This window comes from [Pseudopropionibacterium] massiliense (genome assembly GCF_900607225.1).
Classification (GTDB): domain Bacteria; phylum Actinomycetota; class Actinomycetes; order Propionibacteriales; family Propionibacteriaceae; genus Arachnia; species Arachnia massiliensis.
This window is the reverse complement of record NZ_LR027842.1, coordinates 237,352-258,392: the sequence shown is the minus strand read 5'-3', so window position 1 is coordinate 258,392 and position 21,041 is coordinate 237,352. Positions and strand designations below refer to the sequence as shown.

Genomic DNA, 21,041 nt, shown 5'->3' with positions numbered 1-21,041 from the left:
TGTAAGGAGGCTTACTTCACAACCATCCTCAAGCACGCCTTGCCTAGGGGCTTGCCGACAGACGCGCCGCCCGTGAGTAAACCTCAAGGCCTGCACCTATCCAACCCACTTCCACCCCCGAGAAGTAGATATGACCATCAGAGACTTAGTTATTAAGCGTCTGGAAACAAATCCACTTGCCTCATCCATCGAGTGGCTGACCTATCCACACGGCACAGTTCACCGCGAAACTGCATCATGGCAAGACATAGCGGGGCAGGCCTGTCGTCTGGCTCAAGTCCTTCGCACATCGTCACGTGGTCCGGGAGAACGTGCCGTCATCATGCTCCCCACATCACGAGCTTACTGGCTCTCATTCATCGCATGCACCTTGGGCGGGGTGATCGCCGTCCCGCTTTTCGCGCCGACGCCCGCCAAAAGTGATCGCAGTCGGGTCGATGCCATCTTGCATAGTTGCAAACCTCGGTTCATCCTCACGAACCAGACATCGCTCGCCGAAGCCGGTACGTATGTGGGCCACGACACGCTCATCCTTGATGCCGAGGCTCTGATGGGCGAACCGAGCGACGACACCGACATTCAGAGATGCCTCGCCTCCGCTGGGGAACGCCCTGACGATATCCTCTATCTGCAGTACACATCGGGCTCGACCTCACGCCCGTCCGGAGCCATGATCACGCATTCTGCGTTCGAATTCAACGTGAGACAATCCTGCGCAGGCCTCGACATCACCCCCGACAACCGGGTTGTGTCGTGGCTACCGATACATCACGACATGGGCCTCATCTTCGCACTGGGCTTAGGAGTCATGGTCGGCCTCCCGACCACCTGCATGTCCCCGGAATCGTTTCTGCGACGCCCGAGCCGCTGGATCCGCGAGCTGGACTGCCCGGAACCTGCGATCACCGGATCCCCCAACTTCGCCTACGAATACGTGCTTCAACGTGGTGTGGGCAAAGACTACGACGACCTCGATCTCTCCCGCATTCACTGGCTCCTCAATGGCTCCGAGCCCGTGCGACCGTCAACCATTCAGAAATTTGAGGAAGCTTTGGCTCCGTACGGCCTTCCGGCAGGCTCAGTCAGGCCATCGTTTGGCATGGCCGAAGCAACAGTGTTCGTCTCATGCACATCACGGCTCAAAGTACACGCAGCCTCCCGCGACGGGTTGTCCGAGGGATACCTAAAGCCGCCACGGAACAAAACCGACTCAGTCGACCTCGTGAGTTGCGGCCCCATTGCCGAAGGCACGGAGTACCAGGTCGTCAACCCCACCACCCTTGAGACTCTTCCTCAGGAACGTGTCGGAGAGCTCTGGCTCCGCGGCCCGAACATCGCCCAAGGATATTGGCAGGACAACGATCACACCGAGCAGGCATTCCAGTCCCTGCCCGAAGACAATGGTGGTCCGTGGCTGCGAACGGGCGATCTCGTGATGATGATTGACGACGATCTACATATTGTGGGCCGGTTAAAAGCCATGCTTATCATTGATGGACGCAACCAATACTCCGAAGACCTTGAGCACACGGTTCAACAAGTTGATCCCCGAATCAGGCCAGGACGTGTCGCGGTGGTTTCCCACGATACCGGCGAAACCGAAGTCCCCTTGATCATCGCCGAACGACGGAGCCTGACGGAGGAAGACGACAACAAGCTGTCCTCGCTCATCCGCTCTGCGCTCACAACTCATCACGGGCTGACCTCGGCCATCGTGGCACTGGTGCCGCCCGGGTTTATTCCGCTGACAACCAGCGGAAAAATCCAGCGCCCTCTGGCCCGTGACAAGTGGTACGCCTGCGAGGCCGAAAACCCTCGCGCACTGAGTGCACAGACGCTTCAGTTTCGATGAACGATCGCGAAGTTGGTACAAAGCATGCACGATACTTCCAGTTGGGAACACTGGCTACAGGACTGGGTCCGAGATCAGACCGGGAAGCACGACGCGACCATACCTGCGACGAGCACGTGGGCGGATCTTGGTCTGAGATCACGTGATCTCATCGCGCTCAATACCGCTGTGGAAGAGGCGAGCGGCCAGACCTTGGAGGCCACAGCAGCGTGGAACTACCCGACCATCCGCCAGCTCGCCCAGCGGCTTGCCGGGGAACAGCCTTTCACGCAGCCCGGCGACACACCGCCGCAAGACGACAACGAGCCCATGGCGATTGTGGGGATCGCCTGTCGCTTCCCGGGCGCCAAGAACGGACTCGTCGAATTCTGGGACATGTTGTACACCGGCTCCGATGCGATCAGCGAAGTCCCCGACTCCCGCTGGTCGGCGCTTGGGTTCGTCCCGTCACACCTGCGACAGGAAGGCGTCCCCCGGTACGCGGGACTTATTGATGATCCCTTCGGGTTCGACGCCCAGTACTTCGCTATCTCGCCCACCGAAGCTGCACGCATGGATCCCCAACAGCAAATGCTCCTGGAAGTCGCAAGCGACGCTCTCCAAGATGCCGGTTTGCTTCCCTGCCAGATCGCGAGACGCGCGGTCGGGGTCTTTGTCGGGGTCAGCGGACACGAGCACATCCTCACCGCAGCCGCTGACCTCGCCGAGGTGGATGCCTGGACCAATTCCGGGGCATCTGTTGCCATGCTCGCCAACCGACTCTCCTACAACTTCGACCTCTCCGGGCCGAGCATTGCGATCGACACCGCCTGTTCCTCGTCGCTCGTGGCCTTGCACGTCGCAGCGACGAGCATTCGTGCCGGTGAGTGCGACATGGCCTTCGTCGCCGGAGTCAACTTCCTTCTGTCACCCGCTGGTGGGCTCTCGTTCAGCCATGCCGGTGCAATGGCCGACGATGGCCGCTGCAAAGTCTTCGACCACCGGGCAGACGGCTATGTTCGCAGCGAGGGATGTGGGGTCCTCGTAGTGAAGCGATTGAACACTGCCCTGCGCGACGGCAGCCGTATCCGAGGCATTGTGAAAGGCTCGGCCGTCAACACGAACGGCCGCTCCAACGGCCTCCTGGCACCGCGCACCTCCGCCCAGTCGGCGGTTCTGCGGCAGGCACTCGCGAACTCGGGAGTGAACGCCGACGAGATCTCCTATGTCGAGTGTCACGGAACTGGTACAGCCCTGGGCGACCCCATCGAGATTGAGGCTCTGGGCGACGCCTACGGTCGTCGCAGAATCGGGACGCCTCTCCTCGTCGGCTCCGTCAAGAGCAACATTGGTCATCTGGAGGGCGCCGCAGGGATGGCCGGTGTCATCAAGGTTCTGTTGGCAATGTCCGAGGAAACATTGCCGCCATCCATCCACTTCGAGGCCCCGAACCCGATGATCGACTTCTCCGGTTTCGAGGTAGTGACCGGCCTTCGTCCTTGGCCGGATGGCTCCAGACCCCGCAGGGCAGGGGTCTCATCCTTCGGCTTCGGAGGTTCGAATTCGCACGTGGTGCTTGAGCAGCCGCCACCCTATGGCTCGGACGTGGACCCTGCTTGGGTGTTCTCTGGGCAGACATCCCGATGGGCCGGAATGGGGCAGAACCTCCTCGCCGAGCCGGGCTTCGCTCAGATGGTCCACCGTATCGACCCGGTCATCCACAAATACTCCGGCTTCTCGATCCGGGAACTGATCGCAGAGGGTCGACTCCCCTCAGGCCCCATGCAGGTCCAGCCTGCACTATTCACCATCCAGGTGGCGCTGGCCTCACTCTGGTTGGAGCGCGGTTATCGCCCCGCATTCGTGATCGGACACTCTATGGGAGAGGTGGCCGCAGCCTGCATCGCAGGCATTCTGTCCCCGGAAGATTCGGCGCGTCTCATCTGCCGACGTGCCGAATGTCTCCAGAGGTTTTCCGGGAAAGGAGCCATGGTCATCAGTTCCGCTTCCGCCCAGCGTACGGGCGAGATCATCGATGGACTTGATGATGTGTGGGTCGCCGGCCACAACAGCCCAACCATGACCCTAATTTCCGGAAAGCCCGGCGCTGTCAAAGCAGCCGTGGACCGTCTAGGTTCGGAAGCGGCCGAGCCTCGTTATCTGGACGTCGATTTCGCCTCACATTGCCCGCTGATGGACGAGGTGCTCGACCCCTTCCGGGAAGCAGTCGAGACCTTGGAGGTCCTCCCGGGCGAGATCCCGCTTATCAGCACCGTCAGCGGCAGCCATCCGAGCGAAGGCGTCTCACACTGGATCAAGAACTTGAGGCAGCCAGTGTTCTTCACCGAGGCGGTAAAGGAAGTCCTCAACCTGGGAGTCCGGGCATTCGTCGAGGTGTCCCCACATCCCGCACTGCTCACAGCCATAGCCGAGACGGCGTCCGGTGAGGACATTACCGTGCGCCCCGGACTCGTCCGGGATGTCCAGGAGGACCTGCCCTCAAGACGCCGGTGGAACCGGGACACCAACCATGACCAACACCGGCGGCGCAAGCCCGTGTCGTCTGCACCAATCTGCGGCAAGAACCACATGCTGGGGTCCATGCTCAGCCTCCCGGGCACGGCCGACCTCAGGCTGTGGCGCTCGACTTCTATGCCCCAGAAGGAAAGTCATCGCCTAGGCAATCGGCCCGTCGTACCCGCTTGGAAGCTGCTGTCCACGCTCCTCATCGCTGGTTATGGCCACGTGAAGGAGGTCTTGTTCCATTCGCCCCTGAGCTTGGAAAAAGTGCAGGAGGTACTGACGACCACGAATAGCGGCGAGGTCACGATCCATGTCGCCGAGCCGGGCGCTTCTGACGCGACACTGGTCGCATCGGCCCAAACATCCGAGAAGCCTTTGATGGCTCCTCCAAACACCACTGGATGGGAACCCAACGAGTGGGAGGAGCCCACCGACGAGGTGCTGGCCGCGCTGGCAGGGCCAGGCTGCCCCACCGGTTGGTTCCACGACGAGACCCGCGTCGCCTTACGCATAAAACTGCCAGAGAGCCGTAACTCACGTCTCGCTGCGCTGCTCGACGCAGCCTGCCTGCTGCCCTCTCTCGCAGCCGGGACCACGATGACACCCGTGGGCGTGGGTGCGGTAGCGGAGTTAGGCACTTCCACCGCCGACGAGGCGATCGTCACTGGACATTTCGAGGACGGGGTGTGGCAAGTGATCGCGAAAGATAGGGCAGACACTCCGCTTCTTCTCCTGACAGACCTCTCTGCGCACGACCTCGGCAGCTCACCCGACGCGATGCAGGCTAAGGTCATGTGGCGCAAGACCACATTAAACCGCACCGGGGCCACCGTGTGGGCGGTACCAGCTCCCGGCCGGGCAGACCCCAACCCGGTGGCGGCTGCGACGAAACTGGTCCTTGAAGCCCGGCGGCGCCTAGACGCTTTGAAGCCTGGTGAGCGTCTCGCGATCGCGACCAGCGGACTATGGAACACAACTGCGGCCTCTCCCGAGGCCTGTGCACTCTGGGGTCTTGCCAGCCCGATCGCTGCCGAGTATCCCGACCGCTGGTTGGGAATAATCGACTCCCCAACGTCCACCTCGACGGGAGAACTTTGCGGCTGGTCCCTAGAACTCGGTTCCTTCTCGCCAGTACCGCATCCCAGGTCGTTTGACCTTGATACAGAGGACGCGGTGCTGGTGACTGGTGCATTTGGTGGCATCGGGCGGCTTCTCGTTCGTTTCCTGGCCGATCACGGAGCCCGAGTCATGGTGTTGGTGACGCGAAGTCGGCCAGATCCCCTCCTCATGGATGAGCTGTCGCAACAAGGCGTCACCGTCTGGATTGCCACCGTCGACCTCGTCGAGCACGGGGCCCTGTCCGACTGGCTACGCCAGTGGCAGCTCGACACGGGACGCAGAATCGGCTTTGTCTACCACCTGGCCGGGTATTCCCCCGACGTCGCGTTGACGGACCTGTCCACCGCAGAACTGGGGCGAACCCTCGCCATCAAAGCGGGCGCCCTGACGGAGTTGCTGGATGTCTGCGACGAGGGCACGTGCGGGATAGTGTTTTCATCCGCTGCATCCATCAGGGGCGTACAGGGGCAGAGCGCTTATGCCGCCGCCAACGCGCTCGTCGACGGGATTGTGCGTCGCGCAGTAGCGTCAGGACACAACTGGCGGGTCGTGAACTGGGGACCGTGGGCTTCCGTCGGAATGGCGGGCGATGACCGAGCCAAACTGGCATCTGAGGCGTTGCGCTCGCAAGGATGGAATGAGCTCCGACCCGAAGCAGCCCTGAGAGCAAGTATCTGGGCCTTCTCGCAGCAGTCACCCCAAGCCTTCATCGTGGGGGGCAGGGCCAACCGAACTGGCAACACTTCCGATGAGTGGGAACGTGCCGACGAAGCCGAGCGACACCGTTTGGTCGGCTCCATCGTGCGCCACCATCTGGGCATCACCGATAAGCTGTCGTACGACCGTCCGCTAGCGGAATACGGTATGGACTCAATCCTCGCTCTACGTATTCTGCGCAGCCTCAATGAACTCGTCGGAGCCGACCTTCCAGTGGGCTTCCTGTGGAACCATCCCACCATCAACACAATCATCGCCGCCCATGAGCTGGGCCCCGTAACCGACACGGTGAATGCGCCGCCCATACCGGATCCGGATCATGCACATGAGACCTCGGCATTCGAACAACTCCTGGAGGAGGTTGAGGACCAATGATCGAGAAGTCGTCGTACACGCGCCTGGCCGCCCTGGACAGCCGCCAGAGCAATCGGCTTGTCGAAGCGCTTCGGTCAGCGTCATCACAGCTAAGCAGCGAACCCATCGCCGTCCTCGGGGTCGCGTGCCGGCTACCCGGTAACGTTCATGGGATCGCCGATTTCGACCGGCTCCTCGCGGAGGGTCGCACACCGATCTCCCCGGCCGAACCCCGACGTTGGATCGGCGACCCTCATGGCGTCCGGGCCGGGTTTATCTCGGGACTCGACCGGTTCGACGCCAACTTCTTCGGCCTGACCCCACGGGAAGTCGAATCCCTTGACCCTCAGCAACGCCTCGCCCTCGAGAGCGCGATCGAGGCCATTGAGGACTCGGGGCGTACAGTCGACGACCTACGCGGCAGCACTACGGGAGTCTTCCTCGGGATCTACCATCATGATTTCGGTGAGGCTCTGGGAAGCGAATCCACTCCCTACAGTGCCAGTGGCAACGCCCACAGCGTTGCCGCCGGCCGGCTTGCCTACACGCTCGACCTGAGCGGCCCCGCGATCAGTTTCGACACCGCGTGCTCGACGTCGTTGGTGGCCATCCACCAGGCAGCTCGCAGCCTGAGCATGAGGGAGTGTGACGGGGCGATTGTCGTCGGTGTCAATGTCATCCTGTCACGACACACCCACGACAGTTTGGACTCATGGGGGATGCTGTCGCCGCGCGCACGGTGCAGCCCATTCGACGCCGCCGCTGACGGTTTCGTTCGTGGCGAGGGAGTGGGCTCCGTCTACCTCAAACGGCTGTCGGACGCCATCAGGGATGGCGATGAGGTCTTGGCGGTAATCCGAGGTAGCGCTGTCAACCAGGATGGCCGTTCCCAAGGACTGACCGCACCCAGGGGAGCGGCTCAGGTCGCAGTGATCGAGCAAGCGTTAGAGAATGCAGGCATTCCAAGCACGTCGGTGGGTTACATTGAGACGCACGGCACCGGTACCGCGCTGGGCGATCCCATCGAATACGAGGCACTGCATGAGGTCTACGGCAAACCCGCGACGACGGGTGAGCCCTGCATTCTGGGAGCCGTCAAGTCGAATATCGGTCATCTTGAGGCAGCCGCAGGGATTGTCGGCTTCATCAAGGCCGTCATGGTGGTCGGCTCCGGCCGTATCCCACGCAATCCCGGATTCGACCGACTCAACCCCCACATCGGTGAACGCCCGACCCGCCTGCGCGTAGCCGAAAATGCCGTCGAGTGGCAGACTGACCGACCACGACGTGCAGCGGTGTCTGCTTTCGGATTCAGCGGTACGAACGCGCACGTAGTGCTTGAGGAGGGCAGCCGCACCGCCGCATGGCCAAGACCTGCACCGCGCACGTGGAACCACGAGAAGTCATGGCCCCTCCCCATGTCCGACTCCCGCGCTACTCCGGACGGATGGTTCCTAGTGCCTGACCTCGTGGAATTGCCTGCCCTTGCAGGAGCTCCCCGGGCCGTGACGATCGAGGTGCTCTCCGCTACGGGAAACTCAGCCGAAGCACTCGCCGAAGCACTCCGCGCACGGGGAGCAGAGGTTACGTCAGGCCGTATCGACTCGTGGCGGCCCGGTGAAACCCAGGTCACCATCGTTATGCCGGAAACCGGCCGCGATCTCACTGACCTGGACGGTCTGCGCGACGAGGCAGCAGAATTGGCCGGCCTCGCGACGCGATTAGAAAAGCTCCCGGGACACCAGATGGTCATCGCGACGCACTCGGCCCATCCAAGGTTCAATACGGCGGTCGATCCCATCGCCTCCTCGTGGTGGGGATGGGCCCGTGCGTGTGCCTTGGAGATGGGGGCGACGTTCGGCGGCGCCGTCGACGCGGATACAGACGAAACCTTGGCGGAAGGACTGCTGACTCACCTCACCGCTAAAGACGGCGAACTTTTCACTGTCATGGACGCAGGACGCCGCTTGGTGCCCCGTCTGCTCCCCGCCCCTGACTCGGTGACCCAGCTCGCGCCAGAAGAACTCGACGACGAGCACAGCTACCTGATCGTGGGGGCAAATGGTCCTGTCGGGCTCGCCCTAGCCGATCACCTCGTCGCCCGCGGTGCGGTGCACCTGACCCTGACCGGTCGAGGAGAACCAAGTGAGGAGCTGGTCCAGCGCATGACAGCGCTCAACGAGCAGGGCGCCGATCTGCGCTGGGTACAAGCACACGCCGACGATTTTGACCAGATGCGCCACGTGATTGATGCTTTCGGTGCCGACCGACCTCCGCTCACCGGCGTGTTCCTGACAGCATTCGCGGGCAGGCAAATCGACATGGCCGAGCTGACGGCATCGGACATCGACGAGATGTACCGCCCAAAGGTGAACGCTGCCGTCTATCTTGACGAACTGACCGCGGACCTGGACCTATCGATCTTCGCCCTGTTCTCATCGACCACGGGCTGCCTTGGGTCGAAGCAACTGGCGCACTATTCGGGAGCCAGCGCCTTCCTCGACGGGCTCGCTCACCGGCGCAGACAGCGAGGTCTGCCTGCGCTCACGATCGACTGGGGCATCTGGGCGGGTCGCCTTGAGGAGACCACCGACCACGAACGGCGCCACGTTGAAGGGTCAGGCCTCCGAGCCATGGACGACCGGCTCGCGATACATGCACTCGATCAGCTTCTCTCGCAGCCCGACAAGGCACAGGTCATGGTGGCCGATGCCGATTGGGAGCTCCTGCGAACCGCCTACTCCACTCAGACGTCGTTCACCTTGGTGGATGACCTGCTGTGTCCACCGACCGAGCACACAAAAGAAGCACAGGGGGCAGCCACGCTGGCCGCGACTGCTCCCCGGGATCGCGAACGAGCAGTCGTGGCCTGGGTACAGCAGGTGGTGGCCAACTGCATCCACCTCAGCGACCCGGGACAACTCCCCGTCGACAAGGGATTCTTCGACCTAGGGATCGACTCACTCATGGGAGTCCAGATCCAGCGGACCCTGAGCAATGACTTCGGCATCGAGCTTTCACCAACGGCTGTCTACAGTCACCCGACAGTCACTGCTCTCGCCGCCCACATCCGAGAGTTGACGCAGCCCGTGGAGAAGACAGCCCCGGCAGACGCATCGACCACTCCCTCGACGGCGCCCGAGGAACCCATCGCCATTGTGGGTATGGCCTGCCGCTTCCCCCGCGGCGAGACGATCGACGAGTTCTGGACTACTTTGTCCACTGGCAGGGACGCCATCAGCCACGTCCCGTCCCAACGTTGGGACGCCGACAGCTTCTCTGATCCCGACCCGACCGCCCTTGGTACCATCCGCACCGATCGCGGCGGATTCCTGACTCGGTGGGATCCCGCCCAGTTCGACGCCGAGTTCTTCGGTATCTCGCCTCGCGAAGCCGCAGCTATGGACCCGCAGCAGCGTCTCATGCTGGAGCTGTCAATTGAGACCCTCAACGACGCCGGGCTTCCCCCTCTCGGTCTACAGGGGACCCGTACAGGCACCTTCATCGGGATCACCACGCACGACTACATGACGTTGCAGATCCGCGCCAACTCCCCGGAGGACGTCGACGCTTACACGGGGACCGGTATCGCGGCCAACTTCGCAGCCGGCCGGGTGTCGTATCACTTGCGTCTCCAAGGTCCAGCTATGGCCGTCGACACCGCATGCTCCAGCAGCCTGACGGCTCTTCACCTGGCTCTCGGGGAACTTCGTTCGGGGACGTGTGACGCGGCGCTAGTGGGTGGCGTCAATCTCATGCTCGTCCCTGACACCTCTGTCTCGTTTACTCGCTGGGGCATGCTGTCCCCGCGTGGCTTCTGCGCGAGTTTCGACGACTCCGCCGACGGGTTCGTGCGCGGCGAAGGCGGCGGCATGATCATGCTGAAACCCCTGTCGGCGGCGCTGCGGGATGGCGACCGGGTGGTCGCCGTGTTGCGCGGGAGCTCGTGTGGCCAAGACGGTGAAAGCGCGGGACAGACCGTTCCCAACGGGGCAGCCCAGTCCGCCGTAATCTCGGACGCACTTGCCCGGTCAGGGCTGACCCCTGACGACATTGACTTCGTCGAAACTCACGGAGCAGGAACCGCGGTCGGTGACCCAATCGAGTTGGAAGCGCTGGGCGAGGTCTTCGGCGACCGCAAAGATCCGATCATTCTGGGAGCGCTCAAGAGCGTTACCGGCCACATGGAGGCTGCCGCGGGCATCGGTGGGATCATCAAGACGGCCTTGGCGATCTCTCACCGCCAGATCCCACCGAACCTGCATTTCCAGAAGCTGACCTCACAGGTCACCCCACGCGCCTCGCACGTCGAGGTGCCGTCCGTCCTGACGTCGTGGCCTGCGACAGCAGGGCGTCCCGCCCGCGCAGGCGTTTCGAGTTTTGGCGCATCCGGAACCAACGTCCACATCATCATCGAGAGCGGCCCTGCCAACGCGTCCAGCAACGGAGTCTGGCTCTTCTCCGGTCAAGGTTCCCAGTGGGATGGGATGGGCAACAACCTCCTGGAGACCAGCCCGGCCTTCGCCAAGGCCGTAGCGGACTTGACACCCCACTTCGAGCGGGAGACGGGATGTTCCCTCAGGCCTCTGCTGACGGGAGAAGCCCCCCTTGAGGGAATTGAACTGGTGCAGCCGGCCATCTTCTGCATGCAAGTGGCGCTCGCCGAGATGTGGCGGTCTCTTGGTGCTCAACCGACCGCAGTTATTGGTCATTCCATGGGCGAGGTCGCTGCCGCCGTCGTAGCGGGCGCTCTCGACATCGCCGACGGCATGGCGATCATCGCCAGGCGCTCCAAGCTGCTCTCCACAATCTCAGGCAACGGGCTCATGGCAATGCTTGAGGCAACCGAGACAACCGCCCGCGAGGTCGTGCGGAAACATCCCGACGTCGACATCGCAGTTTTGAGCGCGCCCGAGCAGACCGTCCTCTCCGGAACACCCGAGGCTATCCGAGCCATAACCAAGGAGTTCCAAGATCGTGGTCTCTTCGCACGCGAGATCGCGGTGGATGTCGCATCGCACTCCCCGCAGGTGGACCGGCTGCTCCCCACCCTGCGAAAAGTCTTGAAAGGCATCACCCCCCACGAACCAGATGTCCCCTTCCTGTCGACAGTATCGGGTCAACCAACTTTCGACCCGGACTACTGGGCTGACAACCTGCGGCGTCCCGTCCAGCTGATGGGTTCACTCGAGCGGGCATTCGCCGACGGCGAGAAGCAGTTCGTTGAGATGGCACCCCACCCGCTGCTCGGGGCATCAGTCCTCGACTGCGCCGCCGGTCGGGACGTGACGTTCGTCCCGAGCATGCGCCGCCACGATCCCTCGATTCGGCCCAATCCTCGGTCCACGCGTTCCCCGGTAACCTGGAACCGGAAGCGGCATTGGTTCGAGGCCACCGTGCGCGACACAGGGGACTTCTCCCTGTTGGGCCAACACGGAGTGACACCATCGGGGGAGCATGTGTTCACCCGACGCGATCTGCTCGGATCAGCCCCTTGGCTCTCGGACCATCAAGTCAACGGCATCACCGTCATGCCGCTCGCCGCCTGGGTGGCCATGATCGTCGAGGCAGTCGACACGATCAAGAACGAACCAACCTCGGTGAGGATCAGCAACCTTGAGCTGCACAGCATGCTGGCGCTGGGCGAGTCAACGGACGTCACGACCTCCCTTGAACCGGCAGGTGCCGACACATGGCGGGTGCGCATCGGCTCACTGAGCCCCTCTTGGCGCCTCCACGCCTCCGCTCAGGTGACTGTGGTGCCCCCCACGGATATGTCGAAGGCCGATTCTGACTGGAATGGCCCGGGCATCTGGAAGGACTTCCCGGTGACGCGTCTATATGAGCGACTCCGAAGCGTCGGTCAGCAGCACTCCGGGGTCTTCACCCCGGTGGCGGACGCGGCTCTCGGCTCTGACGGCACGGCCACTGCACACTTGAGGATCACCTCACATCGGGCTGCGGGCCGGCGCATGCGTATCTTCCCGCCACTGCTCGACGGCGCCCTCCAGACACTCGCGGTTCCATCCCCAGCCGAAGCGACGGACACGGTTCTCCCGGAACGTATCGGCAGCATCCATGTCACCGGCAGGTTCGGCAACGACGCCACGGCACAGGCTCGCATCATTCAAGATGACGATGGTCGGGCAACGGGAGCCGTGCGCATGACGACCGAGAAAGGCTGGGTTGACATCAGCGGCATCATCCTGCGCCGCCTCGACGCTCCCGCTAGCCCGGAGGTCCCGTTGTTTGACCAGTGCTGGACCGATCTCCCGGACGTATCTGAACAGCCCGGCAGCACCCGGGTCCACATCGTCTCGTCCGGGGAAACATCGACGCAACTCGCCGATCAGCTCGAAGCAACGTTCGGAACCAGCGCCGTTGAAATCGCTTCGACTTCCGATCCGGCAGGTTTGCCGGAGGCTGTCTGCGTGGTTGTCGACTCCACTACCGACCTTGACGTAGTGGGCGTGCTCATGGCCATCCAGCGCGCTGCTACGAGGATCCTGGGCTGGAAGCTACGGGACACACCCCGCCTCTACTGCCTCGTGAAGGTACCGGCTACCGGGACAGAGCAGCCGACCGAGGCGGCTCTGCGGGCATTTTGCCGCGTCCTCGCGTACGAGCACCCCGATCTGCGAGCATCCGTCGTCTCGTTCGACGCCCTGGAAGAAGCCGCGGTTGTCTCGCACGTCCAAGCGGACAGCCCCGAGAGGGATGTCGCGCTGGTAGGAGGCACCACGCGGACGTGCAGGCTTCAACAGGTCCAGCCGATGCCCCGTGAGCTGATCCTCCCCGTCGGGGTTTCTACCATCGCACGAGCCGAGGTGCAGAACGGATCAATGACGTGGGTCGAGGTCCCGAACCCACCCCTTGATAAGAACGAGGTCCTCATACAAGTCGAAGCCGCCGGGCTCAACTTCTCCGACGTCCTCAAGCGGAGGGGTTCCTATCCCCTGCGTCCGGGCGAGACATCGATCCTGGGCGGCGAGCTCGTCGGCACGGTGATCGCCTGCGGTTCTCAGACAGAGTTCAGCCCCGGGGAGCGGGTCTTCGGCTTGGCAACAGGTACGTTCGGCACCACGATTCGCGCTCGAGCAGAACTCCTCAGCCGGGTCCCGGACGGCCTCTCAATCACTGACGCCGCCACTCTGCCGACGGCGTACGCGACGGCCCTGCACTGCCTTGACAATATCGCACGTCTCGGAGCTGGGGAAACGATTCTGGTCACATCCGCCTCGGGCGGCGTCGGTCTTGCGGCAATCACCTTCGCCCGCCACCTCGGGGCCAGAACCATCGTCACCGCGGGCACTCGGACCAAACGCAGCTACCTGCGCAGCCTCGGATTCGAAGACGTACTGGACTCACGTGCTCCGGATCTTGCCGAGCGTGTGAAGAAACTCACTGGCGGGGTTGATGTCGTCCTGAATACCCTCACGGGAACTGCTTTCCATCAACTACTCAGTGTCCTGCGACCTGAAGGGAGGTTCGTAGAGCTCAGCAAGAATGCCACTTTCGGACACGGGACGTTGAATCTCGCGGCCCTCGCCCGGGGTGGATCGTTCAGCGCCGTGGACCTCGCCTACCTGATGCACCACGACATCGGTGCCGCACGCCGTTTGTTGACGGAGGTCGTCGACGGGGTCGCGGATGGTTGGGTGACACCACTGCCTACACGTAGCTTCGAGCTTTCCCGGCTCGACGATGCGCTCGCTGCCTTCAGCGATCAAGACCACCACGGCAAGATCATCGTTACCGGTGCCACCAACATCGAGGCTCAGCCACCTGCAAACCGAGTCGTGCGCCCCAGTGGTTCTTACATCGTCACGGGCGCATTCAGCGGCCTCGGCTGGGTGACAACTTCCTGGCTTGCCGCCCAGATGCCTCGACGACTCGTACTCAATGGGCGCAACGGACCTGACAAGGCCTGCGCGGCCACGATCGAGCAGTGGAAGACAGATGGTCTAGAAATCGACATCGTCCTTGGCGACGTTACGGAAGCAGAAACGATTGCGGAGTTGGTCGGCCACGCGCGCAAGGCCGGCCCGCTGCGCGGGGTCATCCACAGTGCCGGTGTCGTACGTGATCAGACGATCCGCGCCATCGACGAGGACACCATGCGCAGCGTCTTCCGCCCAAAAGTCGACGCAGCCCGGCTGCTGCTGGACGCCATCGCAGACGACGACCTCGACTTCTGCGTTCTCTTTTCGTCCGCCGCTGCTCTGCTGGGATCACCAGGCCAAGGATCGTATGCAGCAGCGAATGCCGCTATGGAAGCGCTGGCTCTGCAGCGCGCCGAGCGGGGGTGCCCGGTCAAAGTCATCAGCTGGGGGCCTTGGGCCGAAACCGGCTTGGCAACCAGTTTCTCGACTCTCGGCTATCATGCCCTCACCAACGCTGAAGGACTCGGCGCGCTTGAACGGATTATCCGCTCCAGCCTTCAACGCACCGGAGTGTTCCACATGGACGCCAGGCAGTGGTTCCAGTCCTACCCGGTCGTGAGCGAGCTGCCTTACTTCTCGGAGTTGGAGATCGATCCCGACACCAGCAAATCAGATGTGTTGTTGCTGGCCGGAGCGACAACGGATGCCGAGGCCCGCGACCGTGTCCACGGTCTGGTGGTCAGAGAACTGGGCGCGGTACTGCGTTGTGATCCCTGCACCATCGATCCCCAAGCCCCCTTCGCAAGCTTCGGGCTCGACTCCTTGATGGCCCTTGAGCTCCGCAACCGTTTGGAACATTCCGGCTGCGTGCGTCTGCCAGTCACACTGATCTGGTCCTCACCAACGGTCGAGCAGCTGACCGATGCCCTGCTACGGGTCTTGAGAGGAGATCTGCTCCGCGAGTCTGCCGAGGAATCGACATCACCGGTGATTTCCGATGAGGACGCGCAGTGGATCACGAACTTGGGCAAGGCCCTGCGCGACGGAGAGGAGGAACGAGCGTGAATCAGATCACAGCCATGGTGGCGGCCTTGACTCCACAGGCACGCCAGTCGCTGCGCAGAGAGTTGGATCGGCAGGACCCTCCGGCAGGATCGGATGCCGCTGCAATTATCGGTGCAGCGGTCCGGCTGCCGGGCGGCGTCACCACCATGGGTGACCTGTGGGAACTACTGGCGAAGTGCGGTGACGTAGTCACACGGGTGCCCGAGGGACGCTGGCCCAGTCACCGTGACGGACCGGCCAACGCGTGTGACTGGGGTGCTTTCATCGATGATGTGGCGGGCTTCGACGCCCTCCACTTCGGGATCTCACCCTATGAGGCCAAGAGGATGGATCCCCAGCAGCGTCACCTCCTCGAGGTCACCGCTGAGGCCATCGCACACGCCGGCCTCAGTGAGAAATCGCTGCGGGGCTCAAAGACCGGTGTCTACATGGGATTGTCGTCGAACGACTACTTGACTGTGGGGTCGAAGCTCGACCAGCCAATCGACGCCTACACCGCAACGGGCAACCCCCACTCGGTTGCGGTGGGGCGTGTCTCATATCATTTTGATCTGCACGGCCCCTGCATGGCGATCGATACAGCGTGCTCGTCATCCCTTGTCGCGCTGGATGCCGCGGTCCATGGACTGCGCGGGAGGCAGTGTGACCTGGCCCTCACGGGTGGTGTCCACCTCATGCTCGACCCGCACAGCACCACGGCTCTCGGGGCTTGGTCGATGCTGTCTCCTGAGGGCAAACTCAAGGCGTTCGACGCCCGTGCTGACGGGTTCGTCCGGGGTGAAGGATGCGTTGTGCTCGTCCTCAAGCGGTTGAAGGAAGCCGAGAGGGACGGGGACCGCATCATGGCTGTGATCATCAACAGTGCTGTGAACCAGGACGGTCGCTCGAACGGTTTGACCGCTCCCAACCAGAACTCGCAGATCGCCGTGATGCGCGATGCGCTCTCTCACACCGACATCGATCCCACCGAGGTGGCATTCGTGGAGACCCACGGCACAGGGACCCCCCTCGGAGACCCCATCGAGTTCGGCGCACTCTCCGAGGTGTACGGGTCAGGCGCCGAGCCCTGCTACTTGGGCGCGATCAAGACCAACATGGGCCATCTTGAGGCGGCGGCCGGTGCGGCGTCCGTCGCCAAATCGGTACTGTGTCTGCAACATGGCCAGATCCCCGCAAACTTGCATTTCCGTTCGTGGAACCCGGCGATGGAGCCGCAGGGCACTCGCCTCACCGTTCCCTCAGCACTCACGCCGCTGAGCGGCCACGGCATGCGCACCGTGGGTGCGGTGTCGGCGTTCGGATTCGGTGGAACAAACGCCCACATGTTACTGAAAACGCACTCCCCTGGGCCGTGGCCCAGTGTCTGGGTCTTTCCTGGGCAGGGCGGCCAGTTCGAGGGCATGGGGCGCCGTTTCATGCTCGAGGACGCAGACTTCGCGACTGCCATCGACGAACTGGACCCGCTGTTTCAAGCCATCGCGGGTTTCTCCCTGCACGAGGTGCTCGACGGCACAACCGCTCTGAGCACGATGGCCACCGCTCAACCGGCCATTTTCGGCTTCCAGGTCGCGGCCGCAGCAATGCTTGAGGCCGCCCAGGGACCTCCCACGGCTGTGATCGGACACTCCATGGGCGAGGTCGCGGCAGCTGTGGTTGCAGGGATCCTTACACGGGAGCAGGGGATCCGGATCATCGTGGAACGGTCGAGGCTGCTGAATACGCTGCCCCCCGGCGGCGCCATGGCCGTGGTCAGGTGCAACGGCGATGATGCGCGTCGCTGGATGGGATCGGGCACCTCGCTCGAGATTGCCGCTCTCAACGGGCCTGCCGAGACCGTAGTGGCCGGTCTGTCCGAGGAAATCGACGATCTCGCAGAACGCTGTTCCAGCGGACACGGACCCGCGGTGTCGATCATCCGTGTGGACGTGGCGTCCCACAGCCAGTTCGTCGAGCCGGTCCTCGCCCGACTCCGTGAGCGGCTGGCAGATCTGGGCGACACGGGATCTGCCCGGTGCCCGGCGTTCAGCACCTGCAGTCTGGGCGATGACTGGGGTACCGAACACTGGGTCGCCAACCTGCGCGAGACAGTCGCGTTCTCCGATGCGATGGAACGGGCCTTGGCGGAGGGCGCAACCAGATTCACCGAGGTGTCACCCCACCCCGTCGTGCAGGAGTCCATGCAGCAGATTGCGGGAAGAAAAGCGACCGTGCGTGCTGTCCAGGTGCGGCCACCGCGCTGGAACCACAAGCGGTTCTGGTATGACGCGCCCGCCGCGTCGGCTGTCCCCCGTCAGCGAAGCCTGTTTGATGCTCACGTGACGATGCCGGACGGCGAGCATCTGTTTCAGGGCGACATCGGCTCCGGACATCACCCGTGGATCACGGAACATAGCCTCTTCGGAACGCCGGTGACGCCTGGCGCTGTTCTCCTGGAACTCTGCGCCACCGCCGCCGCGACCGGACTAGGGAAGGTAGACGTCAGAGATGTGAAGCTGCTCGAGATGCTCCCGGTGGAGGAAAAGGTCACCGTGACTGCCCACGTCCGCCCCGACAACAGGACGATCAAGGTCGTCACCGCCTCCGACGGCTCCTCAACGACCCACGCCACTGCTCGCATCGACGGGATGACTGACGGGCGGCGGCCCGTACCGTTGCAGATATCCGATGACGAGGCAGTGCCACGCGCGGTCAGCCCGGAGGAGTTGCTGACCCGCGCCCGTAGGTCAGGGCAAGAGTACGGCCCCAACTTCCAGCTTCTCGGCGAGACCTTTGACCACGGCGAGGGATGGCTGACAGGGTCTCTACATCGGGCCATCGACGACTCCCCCGGGCACATGTTCGATCCCCGCGCTTTGGACGCTGCTCTGCTGATGATGACTGCGGCACTCCCAGAAAGTGCTCTTGACGGCGTCGTGGTGCCCGTAGCAGTGGACCGACTCTTCGTGCAGACGCCCCGCGCGACGGTCGTCCGGGCAATCGGGTACGGACGACAAACCGGCCGCGACTGGTTGATCGACCTCGATCTCTGGGCCGAGGATGCGGCCGAACCGGCGATCAGTGTCCGTGGGCTCCGGGCACAACCGCTAGGTCGGGAGAAAGCTCCTTTCTCATGGGCGAACGCGCTTTACGAAGTAGCCTGGGTCCCCGAGACCTTCTCGGACGAAACGGTCTCGGGGCACCCAGAAATCAGGGTCCTCGACACGACCGAGGCATCCCAGCAGGTCGCGCAAAGACTGAAAGACGGACATGTGACAAACGACGCTGTACACCTCATCCTCGTGACCAACAGCGGAGCGGAGGGCGGACCTGAGGGAGCAGCACGTCAGCTTGTCGAAGCCGTAGCGGCCATGGTCGCGGACAAGACGACCCAGAATCTCGTCACAATCGTGACACTGGGAGACCACGACGACGCTGCAGCCCGCACCGCACGGGCGCTGGTTCGCTGCGCGAAACTGGAGGTACCCGGTCTCCCCCTTCGCACCATCTCCGCTCCCACACCATCAGATGCACTTGACACTGCGCTCGCCCGAGCATGGAGTGGAGATTCACTACGACTGACCGGTGACGGACCGCTCATGGCGACGTGCGTCCGGGTTCCACCCCCGCAGACGGTAGATGGACGGATCACCCGTCCCGACGGTGCGTACCTTGTCACGGGAGGTATGGGCGGACTCGGTCTCCGGGTGGCTGAAGCCCTGCACCACGAGGGCGCCGGGTGCGTGATTCTCAACGGGAGAAGTCGTCCCGAGCAAGGGATGAGCACGGACTTTGACGATTTCCTCGCCGACGACCGAGTTGAGATCGTTCTCGGTGACATCGCTGACGAGGATACAGCGAGCAGGTGCCGGACCGTCGCCGACGAACGCCAACTCGCATTGCGAGGCGTCATCCATGCCGCAGGTGTAGTCGCTGATCAGACCCTCGCGACACTGGACATCGCGGCGGTCGACCAGATGTGGCGTCCCAAGGTGGTTGGGGCCCGCCGGATCGACGAGGTCACCGTGAACGACCCACTCGACTTCTTCGTGGTGTTCTCCACTGCTGGAACGGTCCTGGGGTCACCGGGTCAGACCGGGTATGCGACGGCCAACGCCGCTATGGAGGGAGTGATCTCCGATCGTCGCGGCCGACGTTTACCTGGCACAATCGTTCAGTGGGGCCGGTGGGGCGAAGTGGGGCTCGCAGCCGGTGCACGCGACCGGATGATGGATCCCATCCCCCCTGACAAAGGTCTGGCCATCCTCCGTCGGCTCGTGGCCGCCGATCGCCCGGAGACCGTGGCCGCCCGACTCAATGAACCGGTGCTACTGGCCAATTTCCCCCAGATCATGACCAACCCGTTCTACCAGGCGCTCGTCATCGGTGGTGAGACCCACGACACGATCAGCCCGGAGGTGCTGCGCGCCATGCCCCGCGCCAAAGCACTCACCGAGATCCACAACGGCGTCACCCGCGTGGTCGCACAACTCATGGGCTACGAGGACTCCGAGATACCACGGGATCGTCCACTCACCACTCTGGGGATCGATTCGCTCCTCGTGTTGCGCATCATCCAAGGCATCAAACGCATTTTCAACGTAAAACTAGGCGTCGCTTCTCTCCTCCAAGGTGCCACCACGGCCGATCTTACGCAGCAAATCGCTGAAGAGATCCTCCTCGATGCATCACCCACGAAGAAGCCTCCGACCCTCGGGGTCGAGATCGCCGAAGTGCGCGCGAAGAACCGGGCCGCACGTTTGAACCGTTTGAGGAGGCGGAACGACCATGACCAGTAGCCACAGCCACGCCGCACGCTATCTCGCGTTCCAACCGCGGCCTCACGCAGCGTGGAGGCTGTACTGTTTTCCCTACGCGGGGGGAAGCGCCGCCGCGTATCGCACCTGGGCCTTTCGAGCTCCCTCCGGCGTAGAGGTGGTCTCATGTCAGATGCCAGGCCGCCATGACCGGTACCGCGAGGCCCACCCCTCGTGCATGGAGCGTTTAGTAGAAACACTCACAAGGGATTTCCTCGACGAGCACGACGACCGACCGTTCGTGTTCTTCGGTCATTCGCTCGGGGCATTGGTAGCCTTTCTCGTTGCTCGCAACCTGGAGCATGAGTTCGGATTCGGGCCCCTGCGCCTGGGCCTGTCGGCGCGGTCGGCGCCTCAGCACCAGTCGACGACGAAACTCAGCAAGCTGCCATACGATGAGCTCCTCAGGGTGCTGACTGCTCTGGGAGGAATGCCGAAGGAGATCCTCGCACACGAGGAACTGTTAATGCTCCTGATGGAGCCCTTGGTCGAGGATCTGCGGCTTTCCGACGAGTATCAGTTCAAAGAACTATCCCCGCTCACGAAACCGATCCCCGAGGTGTTCTCGGGCTGCGCTGACCAAATGGTGCTCCCGGGAACATTGGAGATGTGGGCTTCCAATTTCACTCGTCCACTCCGGATACACCATTTCCGAGGCGGTCATTTCTTTCTCTGGGACGCCACAGAGCAAATTCTCAGCAAGCTGTGCGCCCCGGTGACGAATGGCACAGAATCATACACCGGAGGGATGTGAAC

The 21,041-nt window shown here is 63.0% G+C and carries 5 protein-coding genes; all 5 read left to right on the top strand.

Annotated features, from left to right (window positions below; all coding sequences use genetic code 11):
* Positions 1–130: 130 nt before the first annotated feature.
* Genes E0E39_RS01045 through E0E39_RS01025 form a run of 5 tightly spaced genes read left to right on the top strand, consistent with a single transcriptional unit; the run spans position 131 to position 21,039 of the window.
* Positions 131–1,852, top strand: coding sequence for a fatty acyl-AMP ligase (locus tag E0E39_RS01045; protein ID WP_130873087.1), 1,722 nt, complete (start codon positions 131–133; stop codon positions 1,850–1,852).
* Between the two features lie 24 nt (positions 1,853–1,876).
* On the top strand, positions 1,877–6,565 hold the full coding sequence (locus E0E39_RS01040; RefSeq protein ID WP_130873086.1) for an SDR family NAD(P)-dependent oxidoreductase: 4,689 nt from the start codon (positions 1,877–1,879) through the stop codon (positions 6,563–6,565).
* Positions 6,562–15,492, top strand: coding sequence for a type I polyketide synthase (locus E0E39_RS01035; RefSeq protein ID WP_130873085.1), 8,931 nt, complete (start codon positions 6,562–6,564; stop codon positions 15,490–15,492). The genes E0E39_RS01040 and E0E39_RS01035 overlap by 4 nt, the downstream gene beginning before the upstream one ends.
* Positions 15,489–20,267, top strand: coding sequence for a type I polyketide synthase (locus E0E39_RS01030; protein ID WP_130873084.1), 4,779 nt, complete (start codon positions 15,489–15,491; stop codon positions 20,265–20,267). Before E0E39_RS01035 ends, E0E39_RS01030 begins: the two co-directional genes overlap by 4 nt.
* Positions 20,257–21,039 carry a thioesterase II family protein gene (locus E0E39_RS01025; protein WP_130873083.1) on the top strand — a complete coding sequence of 261 codons (783 nt, stop codon included), beginning with the start codon at positions 20,257–20,259 and terminating at the stop codon, positions 21,037–21,039. The genes E0E39_RS01030 and E0E39_RS01025 overlap by 11 nt, the downstream gene beginning before the upstream one ends.
* Positions 21,040–21,041 lie beyond the last annotated feature (2 nt).